This is a genomic window from Streptomyces thermoviolaceus (assembly GCF_045209695.1).
Classification (GTDB): Bacteria; Actinomycetota; Actinomycetes; order Streptomycetales; family Streptomycetaceae; genus Streptomyces; species Streptomyces thermoviolaceus.
On record NZ_CP109280.1, the window covers coordinates 3,409,512 to 3,430,119 of the forward strand.

Below are 20,608 nucleotides of genomic sequence, written 5' to 3' on the forward strand. Positions count from 1 at the left end.
GCCGGTCTCAGGCGGCCCGGGACGGCCGGTCTCAGGCGGCGGTGACCTCTCCGGTCACCGCCACCCGGCCCAGCAGGTCCTCGTAGGCGGCCCGGTCGAACTCGCCGGCCGCCGGGGCCAGCACCGTCGCCGTGGACAGGGCGACCGCGCGGGTCAGCCGGTCGGGCCACGGCAGCTGCTCCACCAGGCCGGACAGCAGCCCGGCCACCGCCGAGTCGCCGGCGCCCGCCGGATTGCCCTGCACCCTGGCGGGCGGGGCGGCCCGCCACAGCCCGTCCGGGGTGGCGGCCAGCAGGCCGTCCGGGCCGAGCGAGGCGACCACGGCCCGCGCGCCGCGCCGCCGGGCGTCCTGGGCGGCCCGCAGCGGCTCATGGGCACCGGTCAGCTCGGCCAGCTCGTCGGCGTTCGGTTTGATCAGGTCGGGGCGGGCCGCGATGCCGCGCCGCAGCGCCTCGCCGGCGGTGTCCAGCAGCACCGGCACCTGCGCGGCACGGGCCGCGCGCACCAGCTGGGCGTAGGCGCCCACGGGCACCCCGGGAGGCAGGCTGCCGCACAGCGCGACGGCGGACGCGGAGGACAGCAGGTCGGCGTAGACGTCCTGGAAGGCGGACCACTCGTCGGGGGAGATCTGCGGCCCCGGCTCGTTGAGCTGGGTGGTGTCGCCGGAGCCGGCGTCCACCACGGCCACCGTGCGGCGGGTGGTGCCGGCCACGGTCACCAGCGCGTCCGTCACCTTGGGGGTGCCGGTGAGCCGCTCGTGCACCTCGCGGCCGGTCGGCCCGCCCGCGAAACCGGTGACCGTCACCTCGTGGCCGAGGGCCGCGAGCACGCGGGCGACGTTGACGCCCTTGCCGCCGGGCCGCTCGGTCACCTCGGACACCCGGTGGGAGCTGTGCGGCCGCAGGGACGGCACCCGATAGGTGATGTCGAGAGCGGTGTTCAGCGTGACCGTGAGGATCACGTGGGCCGACCTCCGCCGAGTGAGTGCGCCTGTCACGATGGGTCCGGACGTGGTCCGGGCTTCGATCATGCCAAACACGCGGCTCAGCGCCCACCCCGCGACCGGCCACGTCCGGGCGGCGGGCGGTACGGATCAGCCCAGTTGGGGATCGACCACCCACGTGCCGCGCCGCATCACGCCCTTGAGCGTGAACTCCTCGTCCAGCAGGACCAGGTCGGCGTCCTTGCCCGGCTCCAGCGAGCCCACCCGGTCGTCCAGGCCGAGCAGCCGGGCCGGGTTGGCGGACAGGGCGGCCACCACGTCCGTCACCGGCAGCTTGTCGACGGTCACCGCGCGTTTGAAGGCCCGGTCCAGGGTGAGGGTGGAGCCGGCGATGGACCCGCCGTCCACCAGCCGCGCCACTCCGCCCGCGACCTCGACCTCCAGGGGACCGAGCAGGTAGCGGCCGTCGGCGCTGCCGGCCGCGTCCATCGCGTCGGTGATGAAGGCCACCCGGGAGGCACCCGCGTGGTGGAAGGCCAGCTGGAGGGCGGCCGGGTGCAGATGGACCCCGTCGTCGATCAGCTCGACGGTGACCCGCTCGTCCTGCAGCAGGGCCGCGATGGGTCCGGGGGCGCGGTGGCCGAGCGGCGGCATGGCGTTGAACAGATGGGTGGCCACGGTGGCGCCGGCCTCGATCGCCTCCACGGTCTGCTCGTAGGTGGCGTCGGTGTGGCCGATCGCGGCGATCACGCCCTCCTCGGCGAGCAGCCGCACCGCGTCCAGGCCGCCGGGCAGCTCGGGGGCCAGGGTGACCATCTTCGCCCGGCCGCGGGCGGCGTCGAGCAGCTTGCGCACCTCGGCCGGGTCGGGGTGGCGCAGCAGTGCCTCGGAGTGGGCGCCCTTGCGGCACGGCGAGATGAACGGGCCCTCGAAGTGGATGCCGGCGATCTCCCCCTGCTCGGCCAGCTCCGACAGCAGCCCCGCCTGCCCGGTCAGCACGTCCATGTCGTCGGTGACGGTGGAGGCGACCAGGGTGGTGGTGCCGTGCCGGCGGTGGGTGGCCACGGCGGTGAGCACATCCTCGGCCGAGCCGCCGAAGGAGGCTCCGCCGCCGCCGTGGTTGTGCAGGTCCACGAAGCCGGGGACCAGCCAGTGCCCGCTGACGTCGATCGTCTCGGCACCGGCGGGGGCGGACGCGGCGATCTTCGTGCCGGCGACGACCAGGCGGCCGCCCTCCTCGATCCCGGTGGGCAGCACCACCCGGGCTCCGGCGAAAACCTTGCAAGGGGCCATCAGTCGGCTACCTCCGGGACGTTGTGGACGGGTCGAGCAGATCCCAGGCGAGGAGCCCCGCGCCCAGGCAGCCGGCGGCGTCCCCGAGGGCCGCGGGGACGATCGACGGAAGGGTCTGGAAGGTGAGCCGGCGGCCGACGGCCCGGCGCAGCGGCTCGAACAGGACGTCCCCGGCCTCGGCGAGCCCGCCACCGACGATCAGCGTGTCCGGGTCCAGCAGGGTCAGCGCGGTGACCAGGCCGTCGGCGAGGGCGTCCACCGCCTCCTGCCACACCGTGCGCGCCCGCGGGTCGCCGGAGGCGACGGCCTTGGCGCAGTCGGCCGCGTCCGCCTCCGCATCGCCGCAGGCCGCCGCCCAGGCCCGGCCGACGGCCGCGGCGGAGGCGTACCGCTCCAGGCAGCCGCGCTGCCCGCAGGGGCATGCGTGCCCGCCGGGGCGGACGACGATGTGGCCGATCTCGCCGGCGACGCCGTGCGCGCCCGCCTCCACCCGGCCGTCGATGCCGATGGCGCCCGCGATGCCGGTGCCCAGCGGCACGAACAGGAACCGGGCGGCGTCCCGGCCCGCCCCGATCCGGCCCTCGGCGAGCCCGCCGGTGCGCACGTCGTGGCCGAGGGCCACGGGCATGCCCAGCCGCTCGGTGAGCTGCTCGCGCAGGGGCTGGTCGCGCCAGCCGAGGTTGGCCGAGTACACGGCGACGCCGCGGGCCTCGTCGACGACACCGGGGACGGCCACGCCCGCGGCGGCGGCCGGCTCGCCCAGGTGCTCGGTGCCCCAGGCGTACAGGTCGGCGGCGAAACCGGTGATCGCCTCGACGACGGCGCCGGGGCCGCGCTCGCGGCCGGTGGGCCGGCGCGCCTGGTGCAGCAGGGTGCCGTCCGCGCCGACCAGCGCGGCCTTCATCCCGGTGCCGCCCACGTCGAGGGCGATGACATGTCTCACGGGACCAGTGTGGCCCGCCGACCCGCGAAAGGTCTAGTCCACTTCCTGGTGTAGACCTGTGTTCGGAAAGTGAACAGATGGACGACAGGGGCGGGAGGCTTCCGGTGCGGAGGCGTGCACAAGGGGCGATCGCGGCGGTGGCCGCACTGGGCCTGGCGGCAGGGCTGAGCGGCTGTTCGGGGACCTCGTCCGCCGATGTCACCCTCCGTCTGGTCGCCGCCGACTACGGCACCTCCGCGGCCGACAGCACCCGGGCGTACTGGGACCGGCTGGTGAAGGACTACGAGTCCCGCCACCCGGACGTGCACATCGAGGTCACCGTCCAGCCGAGGGACCAGGTGGACCGCACGGTCCGCCGCATGGCCGACGCCGGCGACCCACCCGACCTGGCGCAGAGCACCGACTACGCCGGCTACGCGGCCCAGGGACTGCTCTACCGGGCGGACGAACTGCTCTCCATCCCGGTCCAGGCCGACTTCCTCGGGTCGCTCTCCGACGCCGGGCAGGTGCAGCACGTGCGGTACGGCATCCCGTTCGCCGCCTCCACCCGCGTGCTCTTCTACAACAAGACCCTCTTCCGCGCGGCCGGCCTCACCCCGCCCACCACCTGGGACGAGCTGGCCCACGACGCGCAGGTGCTCAAGGCGCAGGGCGTGACGTACCCCTACGCCCTGCCGCTCGGGCCGCAGGAGGCCCAGGCCGAGGCCCTGCAGTGGATGCTCGGCGGCGGCGCCGGCTGCACCGACGACCTCGGCACCTACACCCTCAACTCCCCGCGCAACACCGACACGTTCACCTGGATCCGGGACGAGCTGGTCGGCGCGGGGCTGACCGGCCCCGTCCCGCCCGCCGACCTGGACCGCTCCGAGGCCTACGCCGCCTTCGCCGCCGGCGACGTCGGCATGGTCGACGCGCAGCCCGCGCTCGTCCGGCAGGCGCAGCGCACGGGCGTGACGTTCGGCACGGTGCCCGTACCGGGCAGGGACAGCACCTCGAAGACGTCCCTGGCCACCACCGACTGGATGATGGCCTTCAAGAAGAACGGCCACCGCGACGAGATCGGCGACTTCCTCGACTTCGTCTACGACGACAACAACGTCCTGGACTTCTCCCGCACCTATGACCTGCTGCCGGTCACCACCTCCGCCTCCGACGCGATGGCCGCCTCCGCGCAGGACAAGAAGCTCGCCCCGTTCCTCGACCAGCTGCCGCTCGCCGAGCTGTACCCGGCGGGCAAGCCGTCCTGGCCTGCGGTCGGCGCGGACATGACCCGGCGCATCGGGCAGGCCGTGGCCCCGGACGGCGACCCCGCCGACGTCCTGGACCAGCTGCAGTCCGCGGCCGTCGAGGCGGAGGGCGCGACGGCCGGCTGAGCCGCACCGCGCGGCGGTGTCGGCGGCGGGGACTACGGTGGCTGCCATGGCGCACGACGAGCCGGACGACGAGCACAGTCCCGAGGCAGGCGACGCGCACGGTCCCGAGGCCGAGGCCGGGAGCGAGCCCGAGACGGCGCAAGGACCCGTGGCCGGGAGCGAGCCCGAGACGGCGCAAGGACCCGTGGCCGGGGACGAGTCCGGGGCCGGTGCCGGCCCCGCGGGCGGGCTCGGGCGCCGGGAGCGGGCCATCCTGGCCCTGGAGCGGCGCGGCTTCACCGGCCCCGGCGCCAAGGAACGCGCGATCCGCGAGCAGCTGGGCCTGTCCCCGGTGCGCTACTACCAGCTGCTCAACGCCCTGCTCGACGACACCCGCGCGCTCGCCCACGACCCGGTGACCGTCAACCGGCTGCGCCGCATCCGCGACGCCCGCCGCGCCGAGCGCTGACCCCGCCCGCGCCCCGGGCCCGCCCACGCGCACGCGCCCGCAGCCGTTCACGCGGACGCGGGCCGGGCGGGGGAGGGGCGCCCCGGACAGGCGTGCGACCGGCCGGGGGTGGATAGGTTCGCCCCATGGGCAGTCACCACCGTCACGACAGCCAGGACACCGTCGCCGCGTCCGGCGCCGCCCTGCCCGCGCCCGCCACCCGGGCCGGGCAGGACGGCCTCGCCGCGCTGCTCGCACGGCCCGAGCGCGCGGTGATCGCCCTCGACTTCGACGGCACGCTCGCACCGATCGTCCCCGACCCCGACCAGGCCCGCGCCCACCCCGAGGCGGTCCCGACGCTGGCCGCGCTCGCCCCGAAGGTGGCCTCCGTCGCGGTGGTCACCGGCCGCCCGCCCGGCGTCGCGGTGCGCCACGGCGGATTCGCCGGTGTGCCCGGCCTGGAGCACCTGGTCGTGCTCGGCCACTACGGCGCCGAACGCTGGGACGCCGCCACCGGCACCGTCACCGCCCCGCCCGAGCACCCCGGAGTCGCCGCCGTCCGCGCCGAACTGCCCGGCGTCCTCGACCGCTCCGGCGCCGGGGAGGGCACCTGGATCGAGGAGAAGGGCCGCTCCCTGGCGGTGCACACCCGCCGTGCCGCCGACCCGCAGGCCGCCTTCGAGCAGCTGCGCGAACCCCTGGCCGCGCTGGCCGCCGAGCACGGACTGATCGTCGAGCCCGGCCGCATGGTCCTGGAGCTGCGCCCGCCGGGCATGGACAAGGGCGTCGCCCTGCTGGACCACGTCCGTGCCCTGCACGAGGACAGCGGTGTCAGCGCGGTCCTCTACGCCGGCGACGACCTCGGCGACCTGCCCGCCTTCGCCGCCCTGGACCGGCTCCGCGCCGACGGCGTGCCCGGCCTGACCGTGTGCAGCGGCAGCACCGAGGTGACGGAGCTGTCGCAGCGCGCCGACCTGGTGGTGGACGGCCCCGCGGGCGTCGTCGCCCTGCTGCGGTCGCTGGCGGACCGGATCCGGTAGCCGGGAAACGGGCCGGGGAGGTGCGCCCCGGCCCGCCCGCTCACCGCGACAGCGCCTGCAGCTCCTCCAACTGCTCCACGAACCACCGGGCCGGCGGCAGAGCGGTGGCCGCGGCCGCCAGCCGCTTGGTGCGCTCCGCCCGTTCCGCGCCGGCCATGCTCAGCGCCTCGTGCAGCGCCCGGGCGGTGCCGATCACGTCGTAGGGGTTGACCACCAGGGCGTCGTCCTTCAGCTCCGCGTACGCCCCCGCCTCCCGCGACAGCACCAGCGCGCACCCGGAGTCGGACACCACCGGGATCTCCTTGGCGACCAGGTTCATCCCGTCCCGGATCGGGTTGACCAGCGCCACGTCGGCGATCCGGTACGCGGCCAGCGAGCGCGCGAAGTCGTCCTTGACGTGCAGCACGACCGGCCGCCAGGCGGGCGTGCCGTACTCGGCGTTGATCTCCTGTGCCAGCCGCTGCACCTCCGCGGTGTACTCCCGGTACACGGCGAGGTCCTGCCGCGAGGGGTAGGCGAACGCCACGTGCACCACCCGCTCGCGCCACTCGGGACGGTCGGCGAGCAGCTGCCGGTAGGCCAGCAGGCCGCGCACGATGTTCTTGGACAGTTCGGTGCGGTCCACCCGCACGATCGTCCTGCGGGCGCCGCCGTCCGGGGCGGTCCCGATCTCCTCGCGCAGCGCCAGCATCCGTTCCTTGACGTCGAAGCTCTGCGCCCGCTCCCGCAGGAACGCGCCGTCCGCGCCCAGCGCGTGCACCCCGCACCGGGTGGTGCCGAGCCCGCCCACCAGCTCCTCGCAGCAGGCGGTGAAGGCGTCCGCCCAGCGCCGGGTGAGGAAGCCCAGCCGGTCCGCGCCGAGCATGCCGCGCAGCACCTGCTCGGCGATGTCGTCGGGCAGCATCCGGAAGTACTCCACCGGAGCCCACGGGGTGTGCGAGAAGTGCCCGATGCGCACGTCCGGCCGCAGCTCGCGCAGCATTCCCGGCACCAGTGTCAGGTGGTAGTCCTGCACCACCACCGCCGCGCCCTCGGCCGCCTCCTCGGCCAGCGCCTCGGCGAAGGCCCGGTTGTAGGTCACGTAGGACGCCCACTGGCGGCGGAACTCCGCGTCGAAGACCGGCTCCAGCGGCGTCTGGTACAGCATGTGGTGGACGAACCACAGCACCGAGTTGGCGATGCCGTTGTAGGCGTCGGAGAACACCCCGGCGTCGATGTCGAGCATCCGCACCTGCTGCCCGCCGGTCACCTCGGCCGGCAGCCGCCCGGCCCGAGCCGTCCGCCGTACCGCCTCCCGGTCGGCCTCGCTGAGCGCCGCGCACACCCACACGGCGCCCGCGTCCGGTCCGATGGCGGACAGTCCGGAGACCAGCCCTCCGCCGCCGCGCCGGGCGTTGAGGGAACCGTCGGGGAGCACTTCGTACGAAACCGGGCCGCGATTGGACGCGACCAGCACCTCGGCACCGTGCGTTGCAGCCATGGTCCTCAACCTAGCCCGGCCCCCCGGCACTCAAACGTCGGCCCGGTCCGCCCCGGGGCGGCGCGGACCGGACCGTCGTCGGCGACTTGTGACAGACATGTGATGAGCATGAGGATACGGTGTGCAGTCGAGCGACCTCCGTCCGTGCGGTCCGCGCGGACGGGTCGTGACCTATGACATGACCTATGGGGGGGGGGATCCATGCGTCTCATATCCGTTGCGCGCGTGCGCCGGTCCGCCGCTGCGGCGGCGCTGCTCCTGGCCGGTGCGCTCGCGCTGACCGGCTGCGGCGGTGACGACTCCGGCACGTCGAAGGCGGCCCACGCGGTCACGGCGACCCCGAGCGACACCGCGCAGACCTCCGCGGAGCCCACGGACACGGACACCGCGAGCCCGACGCCCAGCCCGGCCGCCACCCTGCGCGACTACACCGGCTCCCGCCATCGGCACGGCCATCGCCGCCGCCGAGGCCGACCACATCACCTACGCCGTCCAGCTCGAGGGCACTGGACGCCGGGCCTCCGCCTGGAGCCCCGACGAGAAGGTCTGCGACCAGGACACCGGCGCCGACGGCGTGACCTTCACCCTGGCCCGCGACGGCCACGACTGCGCCGGCCGGCTGCTGCACACCCCGGCGCCCGCACACGCCGGCTCCTCCGGCGGCAGCAGCGGGGGCGGCGGCAGCGGCTCCGGCGGCACCAGCGGCGGCACGAGCAGCAGCGGTGGGGGCGGCAAGGCCTGCGCGATCACCAGCCCGGCCGGCAACTGCTACGCCGACGGACAGTTCTGCGCCCAGCGCCACCACGGCCTGAGCACCTACGGCAAGGGCGGCGAGTACCTGACCTGCCGGCCGGACGGATCGGGCCGCTGGCGCTGGTCGGACGGCGTGGCCGGCTGATCCGCCCGGCGGCGCCGGAACGCCCCGCGACAACGCCCGCCCCGGTGAGCCGCCGCCCGGCTCAGGCCACCTTCCGCGCCGCGTACTCCGCGATGTGCGCCATCGGCGGGCGTTCCTCGGTGTCCACCGGATAGGTCCGCGGCTCGAAACCGTCCGCGCCCCGCTCGAACTGGGTCAGCAGCGGGCGGACCAGGTGGCCGCGGGCCAGGCGGAGCTGGGCGGTGCGGTAGATCGCGGCGGCCATCCGGCCCAGCGCCTGGCCGTCCTGATGCCGGTGGACGCGCACGCCCACGTCGACCTGGGCGAGCGCGTCCAGCCCGACCAGGTGCAGGGCGTCGACCAGCATGCCCAGCTCCACCCCGTAGCCGACCGGGAACGGCAGCCGCTCCAGCAGCGAACGGCGGGCCGCGTACTCGCCCCCGAGCGGCTGCACGAAACCGGCCAGCTGCGGCCAGTGCATGTTCAGCAACGGACGGGCCATCAGCTCGGTGACCCGCCCGCCCTGCCCGGCGGCACCCGCCAGCGGACGGTCGTACATCGCCTTGACCAGCTGCACGTCCGGGTCGGTCAGCAGCGGCCCGACGATGCCGGTGACGAAGTCGGCGGAGAACTCCCGCAGGTCGGCGTCGACGAAGCAGATCACGTCGCCGCGGGTGACCAGCAGCGACCGCCACAGCACCTCGCCCTTGCCCGGCACCGCCGGGATCCGCGGCAGGATCGCGTCCCGGTGCTCGACCCGGGCACCGGCCGCGGCGGCCACCTCGGCGGTGCGGTCCTTGGAGCCGGAGTCGACGACCACCAGCTCGTCCACCAGCGGCACCCGCTCGATCAGCTCCCGCCGTATCGCGGAGACGATGTCGCCGACCGTCTCCTCCTCGTTGAGCGCGGGCAGCACCACGCTGACCACCGACCCGCCGGCCCGTTTGGCGGCCAGGATCGTGTCGAGCGGACGATCGGTCACCGACCAGGAGCGTGTCCTCAGCCAGCGCTCGACTTCTTGCAGCACGGTCGGCGGCTCCTTCACCCCTGCTCGTGAGGCCGCTGCACGCCCTTGTCGACGCAGCAGCACATGATCGTGTGATCCGTCTCGCGGTTCGGACGACCCCTTTCGGTCGTCCGGCCTTCGGTTACAGTCTTGACCAACGCGGAGGACCGTCGCATGCCGGGGTCGTCCGCGATCCACAACCGCATACCGCTCATCCAGAGGGGCAGAGGGACACGGCCCGATGAAGCCCCGGCAACCCTCCAGCCGGTCTCGTCCGCGCGAGGCTCCCGGCTAGGGAAGGTGCCAAATCCGTCTCACGACGAGATGCGTCGTGAGGAAGATGAGGAGAAAGGGCCTCGCCTCCATGGCTGTGCACACCGTTGCAAGCAGCACGTCCTCCACCGTCGATCTGGGCCCCGCCGCCGCGCTGAGCTGTCGCGAGTGCGGGCACCGCGTGCCTCTCGGCCCGGTCTTCGCGTGCGAGGAGTGCTTCGGCCCGCTGGAGGTCGCCTATGACTTCTCCGCCTACGACACCGACACCCTGCGCAAGCGGATCGAGGCCGGTCCCGCCAGCATCTGGCGCTACGCACCGCTGCTCCCGGTCCCCGAAGACGTCGCCGACAAGCCGAACCTGAACCCCGGCTGGACGCGACTGGTCAAGGCCGACCGACTGGCCGCCGAACTCGGTGTCACCGGCGGGCTGTACGTCAAGGACGACTCCGGCAACCCGACCCACTCGTTCAAGGACCGCGTCGTCGCCCAGGCGCTGGAGGCCGCCCGCGCCTTCGGCTTCACCACGCTGTCCTGCTCCTCCACCGGCAACCTGGCCGGCGCCGTCGGTGCCGCCGCCGCCCGGGCCGGACTGCGCTCCTGCGTGTTCATCCCGCACGACCTGGAGCAGGGCAAGGTCGTCATGGCCGCCGTCTACGGCGGCGACCTCGTGGGCATCGAGGGCACCTACGACGACGTGAACCGTTTCTGCTCCGAGCTGATCGGCGACCCGGCCGGCGAGGGCTGGGGCTTCGTCAACGTCAACCTGCGCCCCTACTACGCCGAGGGCTCCAAGACGCTGGCGTACGAGATCTGCGAGCAGCTCGGCTGGCGGCTGCCCGACCAGATCGTCGTCCCCATCGCCTCCGGTTCCCAGCTCACCAAGGTCGACAAGGGCCTGCGGGAGCTGATCGAGCTGGGCCTGGTCGAGGACAAGCCGTACAAGATCTTCGGTGCTCAGGCCGCGGGCTGCTCCCCGGTGTCCACCGCCTTCAAGGCCGGTCACGACGTGGTGCGCCCGCAGAAGCCGGACACCATCGCCAAGTCGCTGGCCATCGGCAACCCGGCCGACGGCCCCTACGTCCTCGACATCGCCCGCCGCACCGGCGGCGCGGTGGAGGACGTGACGGACGAGCAGATCGTCGACGCCATCAAGCTGCTCGCCCGCACCGAGGGCGTCTTCGCGGAGACCGCCGGCGGCGTCACCGTCGGCGTGACCCGCAAGCTGATCGAGAACGGACAGCTCGACCCGTCGAAGACCACCGTCGTCCTCAACACCGGTGACGGTCTCAAGACCCTGGACGCGGTGGCCGGCACCGGCCTGACCGCGACCATCCGCCCGACCCTGGACTCCTTCCGAGAGGCTGGCCTCGCATGAGCGTGACCGTTCGCATCCCCACCATCCTGCGCACCTACACCGGCGGCCAGGCCGAGGTGACCGCCGAGGGCGCCACCCTCGCCGAGGTCATCGCGGACCTGGACAAGAAGCACACCGGCATCGCCGCCCGCGTGCTGGACGACCAGGGCAAGCTGCGCCGGTTCGTCAATGTCTACGTCAACGACGACGACGTCCGCTTCGAGCAGGGCCTGCAGACGGCCACACCGGACGGCGCGGGCGTGTCGATCATTCCGGCGGTCGCCGGCGGCTGAGCCCGACACCGCACCCAGCGACCGCGGTCACCGTCCGTTCACCGGGATGCCCCCTCCGCGAGAAATCCGGAGGGGGCAATTCCGTGTGATTGAACGCGATAGAATCGGGGAACGCGCTCCCGATCGTCTCCCGACGGGGCCCTGGATTCACCCCGCACGCCGACAAGATGCAGCCAAAGTGTGCGGGTCTTTTGTGGCTTTTTCCTTGTTCGTGCGGCCCGACTTGCCCTGAGAACAGAGGAATTCTCGGCATATTCCCGACCGTGCGCGTCCGGATTTCTCGTCCGATTGACCTGTTGCAGACGGCAGTTGGGCAGATACATTCAGCCGCGGTCGACGCGTTCCGGCGCACGCCCCCGATGCACGGGGGGTGAGGTCTGACCCGGATCCGCGAAGTGTGGATCTGTGCAAGGGCCAGTATCAGGGGAGTTAGGCATGGCTCAGGGCACCGTCAAGTGGTTCAACGCGGAGAAGGGCTACGGCTTCATCGCGGTCGACGGTGGTGCGGACGTCTTCGTCCACTACAGCGCGATCCAGATGGACGGCTACCGCACGCTGGAAGAGGGCCAGCGGGTCGAGTTCGAGATCTCGCAGGGCCAGAAGGGCCCGCAGGCCGACATGGTTCGCGTCACCGCCTGAACAGTCCACGACAAGGGGCCCGCACCCGGCACCGGGTGCGGGCCCCTCGCCGTGCGCACGCGGCACGGCCACCCGGCACCGGCCGGTGCTCTCCACCGCCCGCGTCCACCACCGGCCGCGGACGTCCTCCCGCCCGCGTCCGACACCGTCCGCCGCTCACATCAGGCGCCGGGTGCGGGCCCGTCGCCGTGCGCCGCGTGCCGCACGTGTGCCTCGGCCGGCGGCCGCCGGACGGGGCCCGCTCCGCCGGTGCGCCTTGCACTCGGGCATGCCGAGTGCTAATCATTGGTGGCGTTAGCACTCTGAAGGTGAGAGTGACAGCGAAGGACCGGGTCGGTGAGGCCCGCAGGCCGGGTGGGGCAAGGAACCACGAGGCCGGCGAGCCGTCCGTCGCGGGCGCGGGCGCGGTCCGAAGGAATCACCCCCAGTCCTGGAGGGACCACTTCACATGGCCAAGATCATCGCGTTCGACGAGGAGGCGCGGCGCGGCCTCGAGCGCGGCATGAACCAGCTCGCGGACGCCGTCAAGGTGACCCTCGGCCCCAAGGGCCGCAACGTCGTCCTCGAGAAGAAGTGGGGCGCCCCCACGATCACCAACGACGGTGTTTCCATCGCCAAGGAGATCGAGCTCGAGGACCCGTACGAGAAGATCGGCGCCGAGCTGGTCAAGGAAGTCGCCAAGAAGACGGACGACGTCGCCGGTGACGGTACGACCACCGCGACCGTGCTCGCCCAGGCCCTGGTGAAGGAGGGTCTGCGCAACGTCGCCGCGGGTGCCAACCCGATGGCCCTCAAGCGCGGTATCGAGAAGGCCGTCGAGGCTGTCTCCACCGCCCTGCTCGACCAGGCGAAGGAGGTCGAGACCAAGGAGCAGATCGCTTCCACCGCGTCCATCTCCGCCGCCGACACCCAGATCGGTGAGCTGATCGCCGAGGCCATGGACAAGGTCGGCAAGGAAGGCGTCATCACCGTCGAGGAGTCGCAGACCTTCGGTCTGGAGCTGGAGCTCACCGAGGGCATGCGCTTCGACAAGGGTTACATCTCCGCCTACTTCGCCACCGACATGGAGCGCATGGAGGCGGTGCTCGAGGACCCGTACATCCTCATCGCCAACTCCAAGATCTCCGCGGTCAAGGACCTCCTCCCGCTGCTGGAGAAGGTCATGCAGTCGGGCAAGCCGCTGCTGATCATCGCCGAGGACGTCGAGGGCGAGGCCCTGTCCACCCTGGTCGTCAACAAGATCCGCGGCACCTTCAAGTCCGTCGCCGTCAAGGCTCCGGGCTTCGGTGACCGCCGCAAGGCCATGCTCGGCGACATCGCCATCCTCACGGGCGGCGAGGTCATCTCCGAGGAGGTCGGCCTCAAGCTGGAGAACGCCACCCTCGACCTGCTGGGCCGCGCCCGCAAGGTGGTCATCACCAAGGACGAGACCACCATCGTCGACGGTGCCGGCTCCGCGGAGCAGGTCAACGGCCGCGTCAACCAGATCCGCGCCGAGATCGAGAACAGCGACTCCGACTACGACCGCGAGAAGCTGCAGGAGCGTCTGGCCAAGCTGGCCGGCGGTGTGGCCGTCATCAAGGCCGGTGCCGCCACCGAGGTGGAGCTCAAGGAGCGCAAGCACCGCATCGAGGACGCCGTCCGCAACGCCAAGGCGGCCGTCGAGGAGGGCATCGTCGCCGGTGGTGGCGTGGCCCTGCTGCAGGCCTCCCAGGTCTTCGAGAAGCTGGAGCTGGAGGGTGACGAGGCGACCGGCGCCAACGCCGTGCGCGTCGCCCTGGAGGCCCCGCTGAAGCAGATCGCCGTCAACGCCGGCCTCGAGGGCGGCGTCGTGGTGGAGAAGGTCCGCAACCTGACCCCGGGCCACGGCCTGAACGCCGCGACCGGCGAGTACGTCGACCTGATCGCCGAGGGCATCATCGACCCGGCCAAGGTGACCCGCTCCGCGCTGCAGAACGCCGCGTCGATCGCCGCGCTGTTCCTCACCACCGAGGCCGTCATCGCCGACAAGCCGGAGAAGGCCGCCGCGCCGGCCGGTGGCGGCATGCCGGGCGGTGACATGGACTTCTGATCCGCTTAGGGCCCCGGCCCAGGCAGATCGATGTCTCACCGAGGGCGGCACTCCCCGCACACAGCGGGGGGTGCCGCCCTCGGGCGTGTCCGGGCACGGTACGGCACCGGCGCACCGTCCGCACCGGCGTACCCCTTGCGACAGGTGCCGACCTCGAGCTGCTGCTCGGGGGAGAGGGCCGGTTCCGGGCGCACCCGCATCACGAGCCGCATGGGCCGCACGACGATGCCCCCGTGACGCTGGTCCGGCAACGGCTCGACCGTCGGTGCCGGGCCGATGAGCGCGAGCTGCGCGCCCTCGGGCGTCCTGCTCGCCGGTGCCTCGACGTCCTCGGCGGACAGAGCGGGCGCCGGGCGCTGGAAGGGGGTATGGCGGCGTCTGCTTCGGGCGGCGTGCCCGGGGCCGGTCCCGGCGGGCCGTGGGGCGTCATACGGGTGTTGCTTCGCCTCGCCGGGCGGCCATGGCGGCGCGGATGCCTGCTGCCCGGGCGTGGACCGCCGAGGGAGCCAGGGGCGCGAGGACGCGTGCCGGGGCGCTGCCGTCCCTGCAGCCCGCGCACCGGCCTCCGGGGAGCGCCTCCGGTCGTCCGGGCACCCCGCACTCCGCGCATTCCAGCAGGCGCCGGGGCGCCGGCCGGGGCACCGGTTCCGGCGGCAGCTTGTCGATCAGGCGGCGGCGGACCAGCGCCGCCGGGTGGTGCACCGGGGACGGCAGCCCCTCGGTCAGGGCGCAAAGGACGGCCTCGTCGGTGGCCCCGCGGGCGAACCACTCCGTGACCAGGGGTGCCAGGGCCGCGCAGTCGGCGGCGGACAGCGACAGCACGGGGGCGGTACGGCCCAGGGCGGCGAGCAGGATGTGGGCGCGGGACCGGGTGGGGCCCGGCGACGCCGCGGCCGCCTCCTCGGGCACCTCGCCCCGGATGAACGCCGTCCACCACGCGTCATCACGAGCGGTACGCGACCACCACGATCGGGTGATCCATCGCGTACCGCCCGATGCCGTCTCCAGCCGCTCCCGGCCGCGCCGCAAGTGCCCGGCCGCCTGAAGCCGGTTGAGGGCAGTGCGCAGCGCGCACTGCCCGTACGGCAGCTGCTTGGCCAGCGTTTTCACCGAGATGTCGGCGCCTTGCGGAAGCCGGTCGAGATACGCCGCGACGGCCGCCTCGCGCGGCGGAAGATGGCAGAAGTCGTCGTCCCTGTGCGGGAGTTGACCGGGCACCGACCGTTTCCCGTACCCCGGCTTGGCCATGGGGTGCGAGGTCGCGTGCGCGGACAGGGAGGCATGGCTAGAGTGAGTGGCAGCCACGGGATCGCCCTTTCGATCTCGGTGGTCAGACCCCCGCAGGTGTTGGTAGCGCCTGACGGGGGTTGTTCGTTGTGCGGGCACGCTAGAGCGTGATGACCGTCCGTGGCAAATCGACCGCGCAGCGTCAACACGCGGGGCGGGTGGGTGGGTTGAGCCCTCCACCCTTTCCTTGCACAGAGGGCTCGAAGCTCAAGGCTTGAGCCCCGAGACGAACGCGGACCAGGCCTCGGCCGTGAACACCAGCTTCGGCCCGTCGGGATTCTTGGAGTCGCGGACGGGGACGAGGGTGGGGTGACCGGGGGCGAATTCGAGGCAGTTACCGGCGTTGTCGCTGTAGGTGGACTTGCGCCAGTGGGCGACTTCGAGGCAATTGCCGCCCCCGCCCCCGCCCCCGCTGTAGCTCGACTTGTGCCATTCGGTCGTGCTCAGGTCGTCCTCAGGGTTCCTCATGCGTGTAATCCTCCGCCAATGCCTCAATGAACGTTAGGGACTTGTCCGGTGACAATGCGGAGGCCGCGAGGAGGTCGAAGACGGACCTCAACTGGGCGACCGTCGCAGGGTCGTCCTCCAGCCGCCCGCTCCGTACTCCTTCCAGGTAGACGACGGGAGGGGCGTCGTCGAAATCCATGAGCTTCAGGGCGCTTTCCATCGCCGTGTGTGCTCCGGCGTCCAGGGGCAGCACCTGCGCGATGATCCGGCGCCTCCGGCACAGGTCGGCGATGTGGTGCAGAGCCTCTGCCATGACCGCCGGACCGCCGGTCGTCCTGCGCAGTGAGGCCTCGTCGAGCACTGCCCGAACCATCGGCTTTGTTGGGTGTTCGAGCAGACGGATGCGCGCCATTCGGTTGCTCACCCAGCGTTCGATGGCCTCTTCCGTCACAGTCGGGTCGTAGGCGTAGGTCACTGCACGTGCACAGGCGGCGGTCTGGAGCAGTCCCGGGATCAGAAGCGGGGTGTATGCCTGATGGCCGTGGCTTGAGCTTCGAGTTCGAGTTCCACCGCCTCGGCGAAGTGATCCTGATACTTCGACGTGGCCGCGGCCCTGCAGTTGCGCAGGAAGAACCCGTCCGTCCCCAGGATGTCGTCCAGCATCCGTGCGATCTCCGGCTGCATCCGCCGCGTGCCCGCCTCCAGTTGCCCGACGAACGAGCCGCTCACGAAGAGCAACTGACCCAACTGCTCCTGACTGAGTCCCTTCTTCTCGCGGGCGTGCCGGAGCTCGGCGCCCAGGAGGGCGCGCGGTGACGACGAGGGGTCCAGGTCCTTCGGTCCTGCCATGGAGACTCCCGGTCCGACAGCAGAGATTGTTGCGGTGCCGCTGCTGGTCAGGGTAAGGCCGTTTCGGACACGCTGTGTGGTGACATAACAACTCACTGTGGAGGGATCACGGCAGTGGACACGGTGAAGGTGACGGACGGCGACCGGCCGGCGCGGACCGCCGAGGAAGCGGTGGAGCGGCTGCGGGCCGCCCTGCGGGACGTGGGGATCGTCCTTCCGTCACTGCGGGTGGACCCGGTGACCGGCGCGCAGGGGCATCCGTACGCCCTGATCGACCTGGGCCGGTGCAACCTCGGTGTGGCCTCGCGGCTGGCCGCCGTGCTGCGGGACAGGCAGGGGGACGCGTGAACGGTGACACGGGCCGTCCGGCACCTGTGGTCGGCGCGTATGTCGTGGACGTGCGCGACGGGCGCATCGGTCAGGTCATGGGACGCGAGGGAGGATACGTGCAGTTGCGCCCGGTGGGTGGCGGACGGGAGTGGGACTGCCCGCCCGAACGCCTGGGGGAAGCGGCACCGAGGGATGTGCTGCGGGAACGGGTGCGGCGGCTGAACCGGGAGGCTCGCCTGCCGTGAGATGACGGCGGTGTCCTGGTGAGGCGGTGCCGTCGGTGCGGCGGGGGCCGAGCGGCGGAGTGTTCCCGGTCACAGCTGTGGGTCCCGGGAAATGTCTCCGGCGGGTCGTGCCGTTGCTCCATGCAGAAAAGATGAACGTGCACATACCGCACGGTCTTCAGTCCCCCCGCTGAGGAGTCTCCCTATGAGCACCGCCTCCGACCCCGCCGTGTCGGATGCCGCCGCCCGTGCGGCCCGCGTCCTGTCCCGCCCGGTCACGCTGAACGGCCTGACGGTCCCCAACAGGATCGCGATGGCGCCGATGACCCGGATGTTCTCCCCGGGCGGCATCCCCGGTGAGGACGTGCGGGACTACTACGCCCGCCGTGCCGCCGCGGGCGTCGGCCTGATCGTCACCGAGGGCACCTACGTGGGTCACCCTTCGGCCGGTGAGAGCGACAGCGTGCCCCGGTTCCACGGCGAGGAGCAGCTCGCCGGCTGGGCGAAGGTGACCGAGGCCGTGCACGAGGCGGGCGGCACGATCGTGCCCCAGCTGTGGCACATCGGCATGATCCGCAAGGACGGACAGCCGCCGTTCCCCGAGGCGCCCGCGATGGGCCCGTCCGGTCTCGTCACCGCCGGCGCCGAGCCGACCGGCAAGGCGATGACCCAGCAGGACATCGACGACGTCGTCGCCGCCTTCGCCCAGGCCGCCGCGGACGCCGAGCGCATCGGTTTCGACGGCGTGGAGATCCACGGTGCGCACGGCTACCTCGTCGACCAGTTCCTGTGGGAGGGCACCAACCGCCGTACCGACGCCTACGGCGGCGACCCGGTGGCCCGCACCAAGTTCGCGGCGGAGATCGTCGCGGCGGTCCGTGAGAAGGTGTCGCCGGAGTTCCCGGTCATCTTCCGCTTCTCGCAGTGGAAGATGCACGACTACACCGCCCGCCTCGCCGAGACGCCCGAGGAGCTGGAGGCCATCCTCACGCCGCTGGCCGCCGCCGGTGTGGACGTCTTCCACGCCTCCACCCGCCGCTACTGGCTGCCGGAGTTCGACGGCTCCGACCTCAACCTGGCGGGCTGGGCGAAGAAGCTGACCGGCAAGCAGGTCATCACGGTCGGCTCGGTCGGCCTCGACGGCGAATTCACCGACTCCTTCAAGGGCGAGGGCGCCCCGGTCAAGAACATCGACAACCTCCTGGACCGCCTGGAGGCGGACGAGTTCGACATGGTCGCCGTGGGCCGTGCGCTGCTGCAGGACCCGGAGTGGGCGGCGAAGGTGCTCCAGGGCCGCTTCGCCGAGCTGAAGCCGTACGACGCGGAGTCCGTGAAGACGCTGTACTGAGCGGCGACGCCGTACTGAGCGACGAGGCTGACTGAGCGACGAGGCTGTCCTGCGCGTCGGCGCAGGTGAACGGGGGTGCGGTCCGCAGGGGCCGGCCCCCGTTCCCGTCTCGTACGGTCACGGTCGTGCGGTCGTCCGCCGGTCCCCGTCCGGTTGGTCCCCGTCCGGTCACCCGGCCAGAGGCCGCCACCGGTCCGCTCGACTCGCTTGCCGAGACCGCGGGACAGGTCCGACGCCGGGGCTGTGCGGATGACCCATCCCGGTCTGCCGGTGCGCGACGAACGGGCGAGCGGGCGCTGGTGCCCGGCCAGCAGCGACCCGCCGCCGCGTGCCGTCCGCCGCTACAGGTGCCCCAGCGGTTCGATGCCCGTCCGCACGGGGGTGCCCCACACGCGGACCACCTCGTAGTCGGTGAACTCGTGCACCAGCCGGTAGGCCGACGCGGCCCGCGGCCCCCGGCGCTGGGCGGCGATGTACAGCTCGGCCTCCCGGCGGTCGTGCCGTGGGGTGCCGCACAGCTGCCACTCCCGGCCGTTCCACAGCTCCGGCAGCCACCGCTGCTGGGGTTCCGGCCGGTCACCGCGCACGCCGTACCGCGAGGGCACCGGCCCCTCCTGCGCCGGCGCGGGCGCGTGGCGCGGCCCACCGGTGTACTGCGCCCGGCGTGCGGCACGGCGCCGGGTCTCGCAGAGCAGGCACAGATCGGGCGCGTCCTTGTCGACCGGCCCGTGCGGATGCTCGGCGCACCGGGTGGTGGGCCGCTCCTGCGACACGCTGTCCTCCAGCAGATCGAGAGCACGCCGCAGGTCGTCCCTGATCTCGTGCAGCCGCGCGTCGGTGGCCTCGGCGGTCAGCTGCTCGCCGTGCTCTCCGACCAGCCGCAGGGCCCGTCCGAGCGCGGTGAACTGTGCGTGGTTCATACCGGCCAGCGTCGCACATGAGGGGCGCGAGGCGCGGTGGGGAGAGGCGGTCGGCTCGGGGTCCGGGCGGGCTTGTGACCCCGTCGGACCGGACCCGCGGGCCTGTTCCTCCCTGGGTGCTGATCAGTCCTGGGTGCCGGCCGCCCCGCCGGCCGTGAGGGCGGCGCGCAGGTGGCCGCCGGAGGCGTCGAGGAGGCGGGCGGCCTCAGGGCCGTCGACGCCGGCCAGGATGACCAGGATGGCGTTCTTCACCTCTCCGTCCGTGGCCTCGAGCGCCCGCTCGATCTCCTCGTCCGTCGCGCCGGTGGCCAGGGCGACGATGCGGCGGGAGCGGGCGCGCAGCTTGTCGTTGGAGGCGCGCACGTCGACCATCAGGTTCCCGTAGGTCTTGCCCAGCCGGATCATCGTGATCGTCGACAGCATGTTCAGCACCAGCTTCTGCGCGGTGCCGGCCTTCAGACGGGTGGAGCCCGTGAGCAGTTCCGGGCCGACGACGACCTCGATGCCGTGCTCGGCGGCGGCCGCCAGCGCGCTGCCCTCGTTGCAGGACAGGCCGATGGTCAGGGCGCCGAGCGCGCGGGCGTGCCGTACCGCGCCGATGGCGTAGGGGGTGCGGCCGGAGGCGGAGATGCCGACCACCGTGTCGTCCGGGGTGAGGCCCAGCTCGTCCAGTGCCCGCACCGCCAGCTCGGGGGAGTCCTCGGCGCCCTCCACCGACGTCACCATGGCGCCGGGGCCGCCCGCGATCAGGCCGACGACCTGGGTGGGGGCGGCGTTGAAGGTGGGCGGGCACTCGGAGGCGTCGAGCACGCCGAGCCGGCCGGCGGTGCCCGCGCCGGCGTAGATCAGCCGGCCGCCGCGCGCCATCCGCTCGGCCACGGCGTCGATCGCGGCCGCGATCTCGGGCAGGCGCTCGGCCACGGCGGCGGGCACGGTGGAGTCCTCGGCGTTCATCAGCCGGGCGATCTCCAGCGTGGGCAGCCGGTCGATCTCGGACAGCTCCGGGCGGAACGCCTCGGTGGTCAGCGACTCCAACTCGGCGCGCAGCTCGCGGTAATGGGGGGTGGAGGTCATCGGGGTCGGCTCTTTTCGGGCTTGAGTGTCGGACTTCGGCTCGACTCGGGGCGAGGTGACAGGGGGGAGGTGACAGGGAGTGAGGGGTGACAGGGAGGGGAAGCGGGCGCGGGCGGT

At 72.8% G+C, this 20,608-nt stretch carries 19 protein-coding genes, 1 pseudogene and 1 riboswitch; of the genes and pseudogenes, 10 read left to right on the plus strand and 10 right to left on the minus strand.

Translation table 11 applies throughout. The features are described from left to right. Positions 1–31 precede the first annotated feature (31 nt). From OG899_RS14990 to OG899_RS15000, 3 genes are all read right to left on the minus strand, one after another. On the minus strand, positions 32–961 hold the full coding sequence (locus tag OG899_RS14990; protein WP_125497119.1) for a 1-phosphofructokinase family hexose kinase: 930 nt from the start codon (positions 959–961) through the stop codon (positions 32–34). A gap of 132 nt (positions 962–1,093) precedes the next feature. After that, positions 1,094–2,236, minus strand: a complete 1,143-nt coding sequence (gene nagA, locus OG899_RS14995; protein WP_125497118.1) for an N-acetylglucosamine-6-phosphate deacetylase — start codon at positions 2,234–2,236, stop codon at positions 1,094–1,096. A gap of 7 nt (positions 2,237–2,243) precedes the next feature. After that, positions 2,244–3,179 (minus strand): ROK family protein, encoded by a 936-nt coding sequence (locus OG899_RS15000; protein WP_406311055.1) that lies wholly within the window; start codon positions 3,177–3,179, stop codon positions 2,244–2,246. Positions 3,180–3,256: 77 nt separating this feature from the next. Here OG899_RS15000 and OG899_RS15005 point away from each other — a divergent pair, with 77 nt between their 5' ends. The 3 genes from OG899_RS15005 (at position 3,257) to otsB (ending at position 6,019) form a co-directional block, all read left to right on the plus strand. Beyond that, the gene (locus tag OG899_RS15005; protein ID WP_406311056.1) at positions 3,257–4,552 is read left to right on the plus strand and encodes an extracellular solute-binding protein; all 1,296 of its coding nucleotides are present in this window, start codon (positions 3,257–3,259) and stop codon (positions 4,550–4,552) included. 184 nt (positions 4,553–4,736) lie between these two features. Next, on the plus strand, positions 4,737–5,000 hold the full coding sequence (locus OG899_RS15010) for a DUF3263 domain-containing protein (protein ID WP_125497190.1): 264 nt from the start codon (positions 4,737–4,739) through the stop codon (positions 4,998–5,000). A 125-nt stretch (positions 5,001–5,125) separates the two neighbouring features. Beyond that, a complete protein-coding gene (gene otsB, locus OG899_RS15015) occupies positions 5,126–6,019 on the plus strand; it encodes a trehalose-phosphatase (RefSeq protein WP_189427799.1) in 894 nt (297 codons plus the stop codon). Between the two features lie 40 nt (positions 6,020–6,059). On the opposite strand, the gene OG899_RS15020 is transcribed toward otsB, so the two are convergent. Then, entirely contained in the window at positions 6,060–7,499 is a 1,440-nt protein-coding gene (locus OG899_RS15020) for a trehalose-6-phosphate synthase (protein WP_356847825.1), read from the minus strand. Between the two features lie 574 nt (positions 7,500–8,073). Between OG899_RS15020 and OG899_RS15025 the strand changes: the two genes are divergently transcribed. Then, on the plus strand, positions 8,074–8,397 hold the full coding sequence (locus OG899_RS15025) for a hypothetical protein (RefSeq protein ID WP_406311057.1): 324 nt from the start codon (positions 8,074–8,076) through the stop codon (positions 8,395–8,397). Between the two features lie 61 nt (positions 8,398–8,458). Here OG899_RS15025 and OG899_RS15030 read toward each other — a convergent pair whose 3' ends face one another. Beyond that, complete coding sequence (locus OG899_RS15030; protein ID WP_125497112.1) at positions 8,459–9,403, minus strand: glucosyl-3-phosphoglycerate synthase; 945 nt, start codon at positions 9,401–9,403, stop codon at positions 8,459–8,461. A gap of 187 nt (positions 9,404–9,590) precedes the next feature. Next, positions 9,591–9,729, plus strand: a riboswitch (SAM riboswitch). A 17-nt stretch (positions 9,730–9,746) separates the two neighbouring features. Here OG899_RS15030 and thrC point away from each other — a divergent pair. From thrC to groL, 4 genes are all read left to right on the plus strand, one after another. Then, positions 9,747–11,030, plus strand: a complete 1,284-nt coding sequence (thrC, locus tag OG899_RS15035) for a threonine synthase (RefSeq protein ID WP_125497111.1) — start codon at positions 9,747–9,749, stop codon at positions 11,028–11,030. Next, complete coding sequence (locus tag OG899_RS15040) at positions 11,027–11,302, plus strand: MoaD/ThiS family protein (protein ID WP_125497110.1); 276 nt, start codon at positions 11,027–11,029, stop codon at positions 11,300–11,302. The genes thrC and OG899_RS15040 overlap by 4 nt, the downstream gene beginning before the upstream one ends. Before the next feature lie 435 nt (positions 11,303–11,737). Continuing rightward, complete coding sequence (locus tag OG899_RS15045) at positions 11,738–11,941, plus strand: cold-shock protein (RefSeq protein ID WP_004986573.1); 204 nt, start codon at positions 11,738–11,740, stop codon at positions 11,939–11,941. A gap of 448 nt (positions 11,942–12,389) precedes the next feature. Continuing rightward, positions 12,390–14,012: a chaperonin GroEL gene (gene groL / locus OG899_RS15050; protein WP_125497109.1), complete on the plus strand. Its 1,623-nt coding sequence runs from the start codon at positions 12,390–12,392 to the stop codon at positions 14,010–14,012. Positions 14,013–14,438: 426 nt separating this feature from the next. On the opposite strand, the gene OG899_RS15055 is transcribed toward groL, so the two are convergent. The 3 genes and pseudogenes from OG899_RS15055 to OG899_RS15065 all read right to left on the minus strand — a co-directional run bounded on the left by OG899_RS15055 (position 14,439) and on the right by OG899_RS15065 (position 16,595). Then, positions 14,439–15,260, minus strand: a complete 822-nt coding sequence (locus OG899_RS15055; protein ID WP_125497189.1) for a hypothetical protein — start codon at positions 15,258–15,260, stop codon at positions 14,439–14,441. A 246-nt stretch (positions 15,261–15,506) separates the two neighbouring features. Next, positions 15,507–15,767 carry a DUF397 domain-containing protein gene (locus tag OG899_RS15060; protein WP_125500363.1) on the minus strand — a complete coding sequence of 87 codons (261 nt, stop codon included), beginning with the start codon at positions 15,765–15,767 and terminating at the stop codon, positions 15,507–15,509. Then, positions 15,754–16,595 (minus strand): annotated as a pseudogene (locus tag OG899_RS15065) (Scr1 family TA system antitoxin-like transcriptional regulator). Before OG899_RS15065 ends, OG899_RS15060 begins: the two are co-directional and overlap by 14 nt. Positions 16,596–16,709: 114 nt before the next feature. On the opposite strand from OG899_RS15065, the gene OG899_RS15070 reads away from it, so the two are divergent. Both OG899_RS15070 and OG899_RS15075 read left to right on the plus strand, forming a co-directional pair. Further along, positions 16,710–16,943 (plus strand): hypothetical protein, encoded by a 234-nt coding sequence (locus OG899_RS15070; RefSeq protein ID WP_229813845.1) that lies wholly within the window; start codon positions 16,710–16,712, stop codon positions 16,941–16,943. A gap of 411 nt (positions 16,944–17,354) precedes the next feature. Then, positions 17,355–18,497, plus strand: coding sequence for an NADH:flavin oxidoreductase (locus OG899_RS15075; RefSeq protein ID WP_125500366.1), 1,143 nt, complete (start codon positions 17,355–17,357; stop codon positions 18,495–18,497). Positions 18,498–18,838: 341 nt separating this feature from the next. On the opposite strand, the gene OG899_RS15080 is transcribed toward OG899_RS15075, so the two are convergent. Then, the gene (locus OG899_RS15080) at positions 18,839–19,417 is read right to left on the minus strand and encodes a hypothetical protein (RefSeq protein WP_125500367.1); all 579 of its coding nucleotides are present in this window, start codon (positions 19,415–19,417) and stop codon (positions 18,839–18,841) included. Positions 19,418–19,540: 123 nt separating this feature from the next. Next, entirely contained in the window at positions 19,541–20,491 is a 951-nt protein-coding gene (murQ, locus tag OG899_RS15085) for an N-acetylmuramic acid 6-phosphate etherase (protein ID WP_168131709.1), read from the minus strand. Positions 20,492–20,608: the final 117 nt, after the last annotated feature.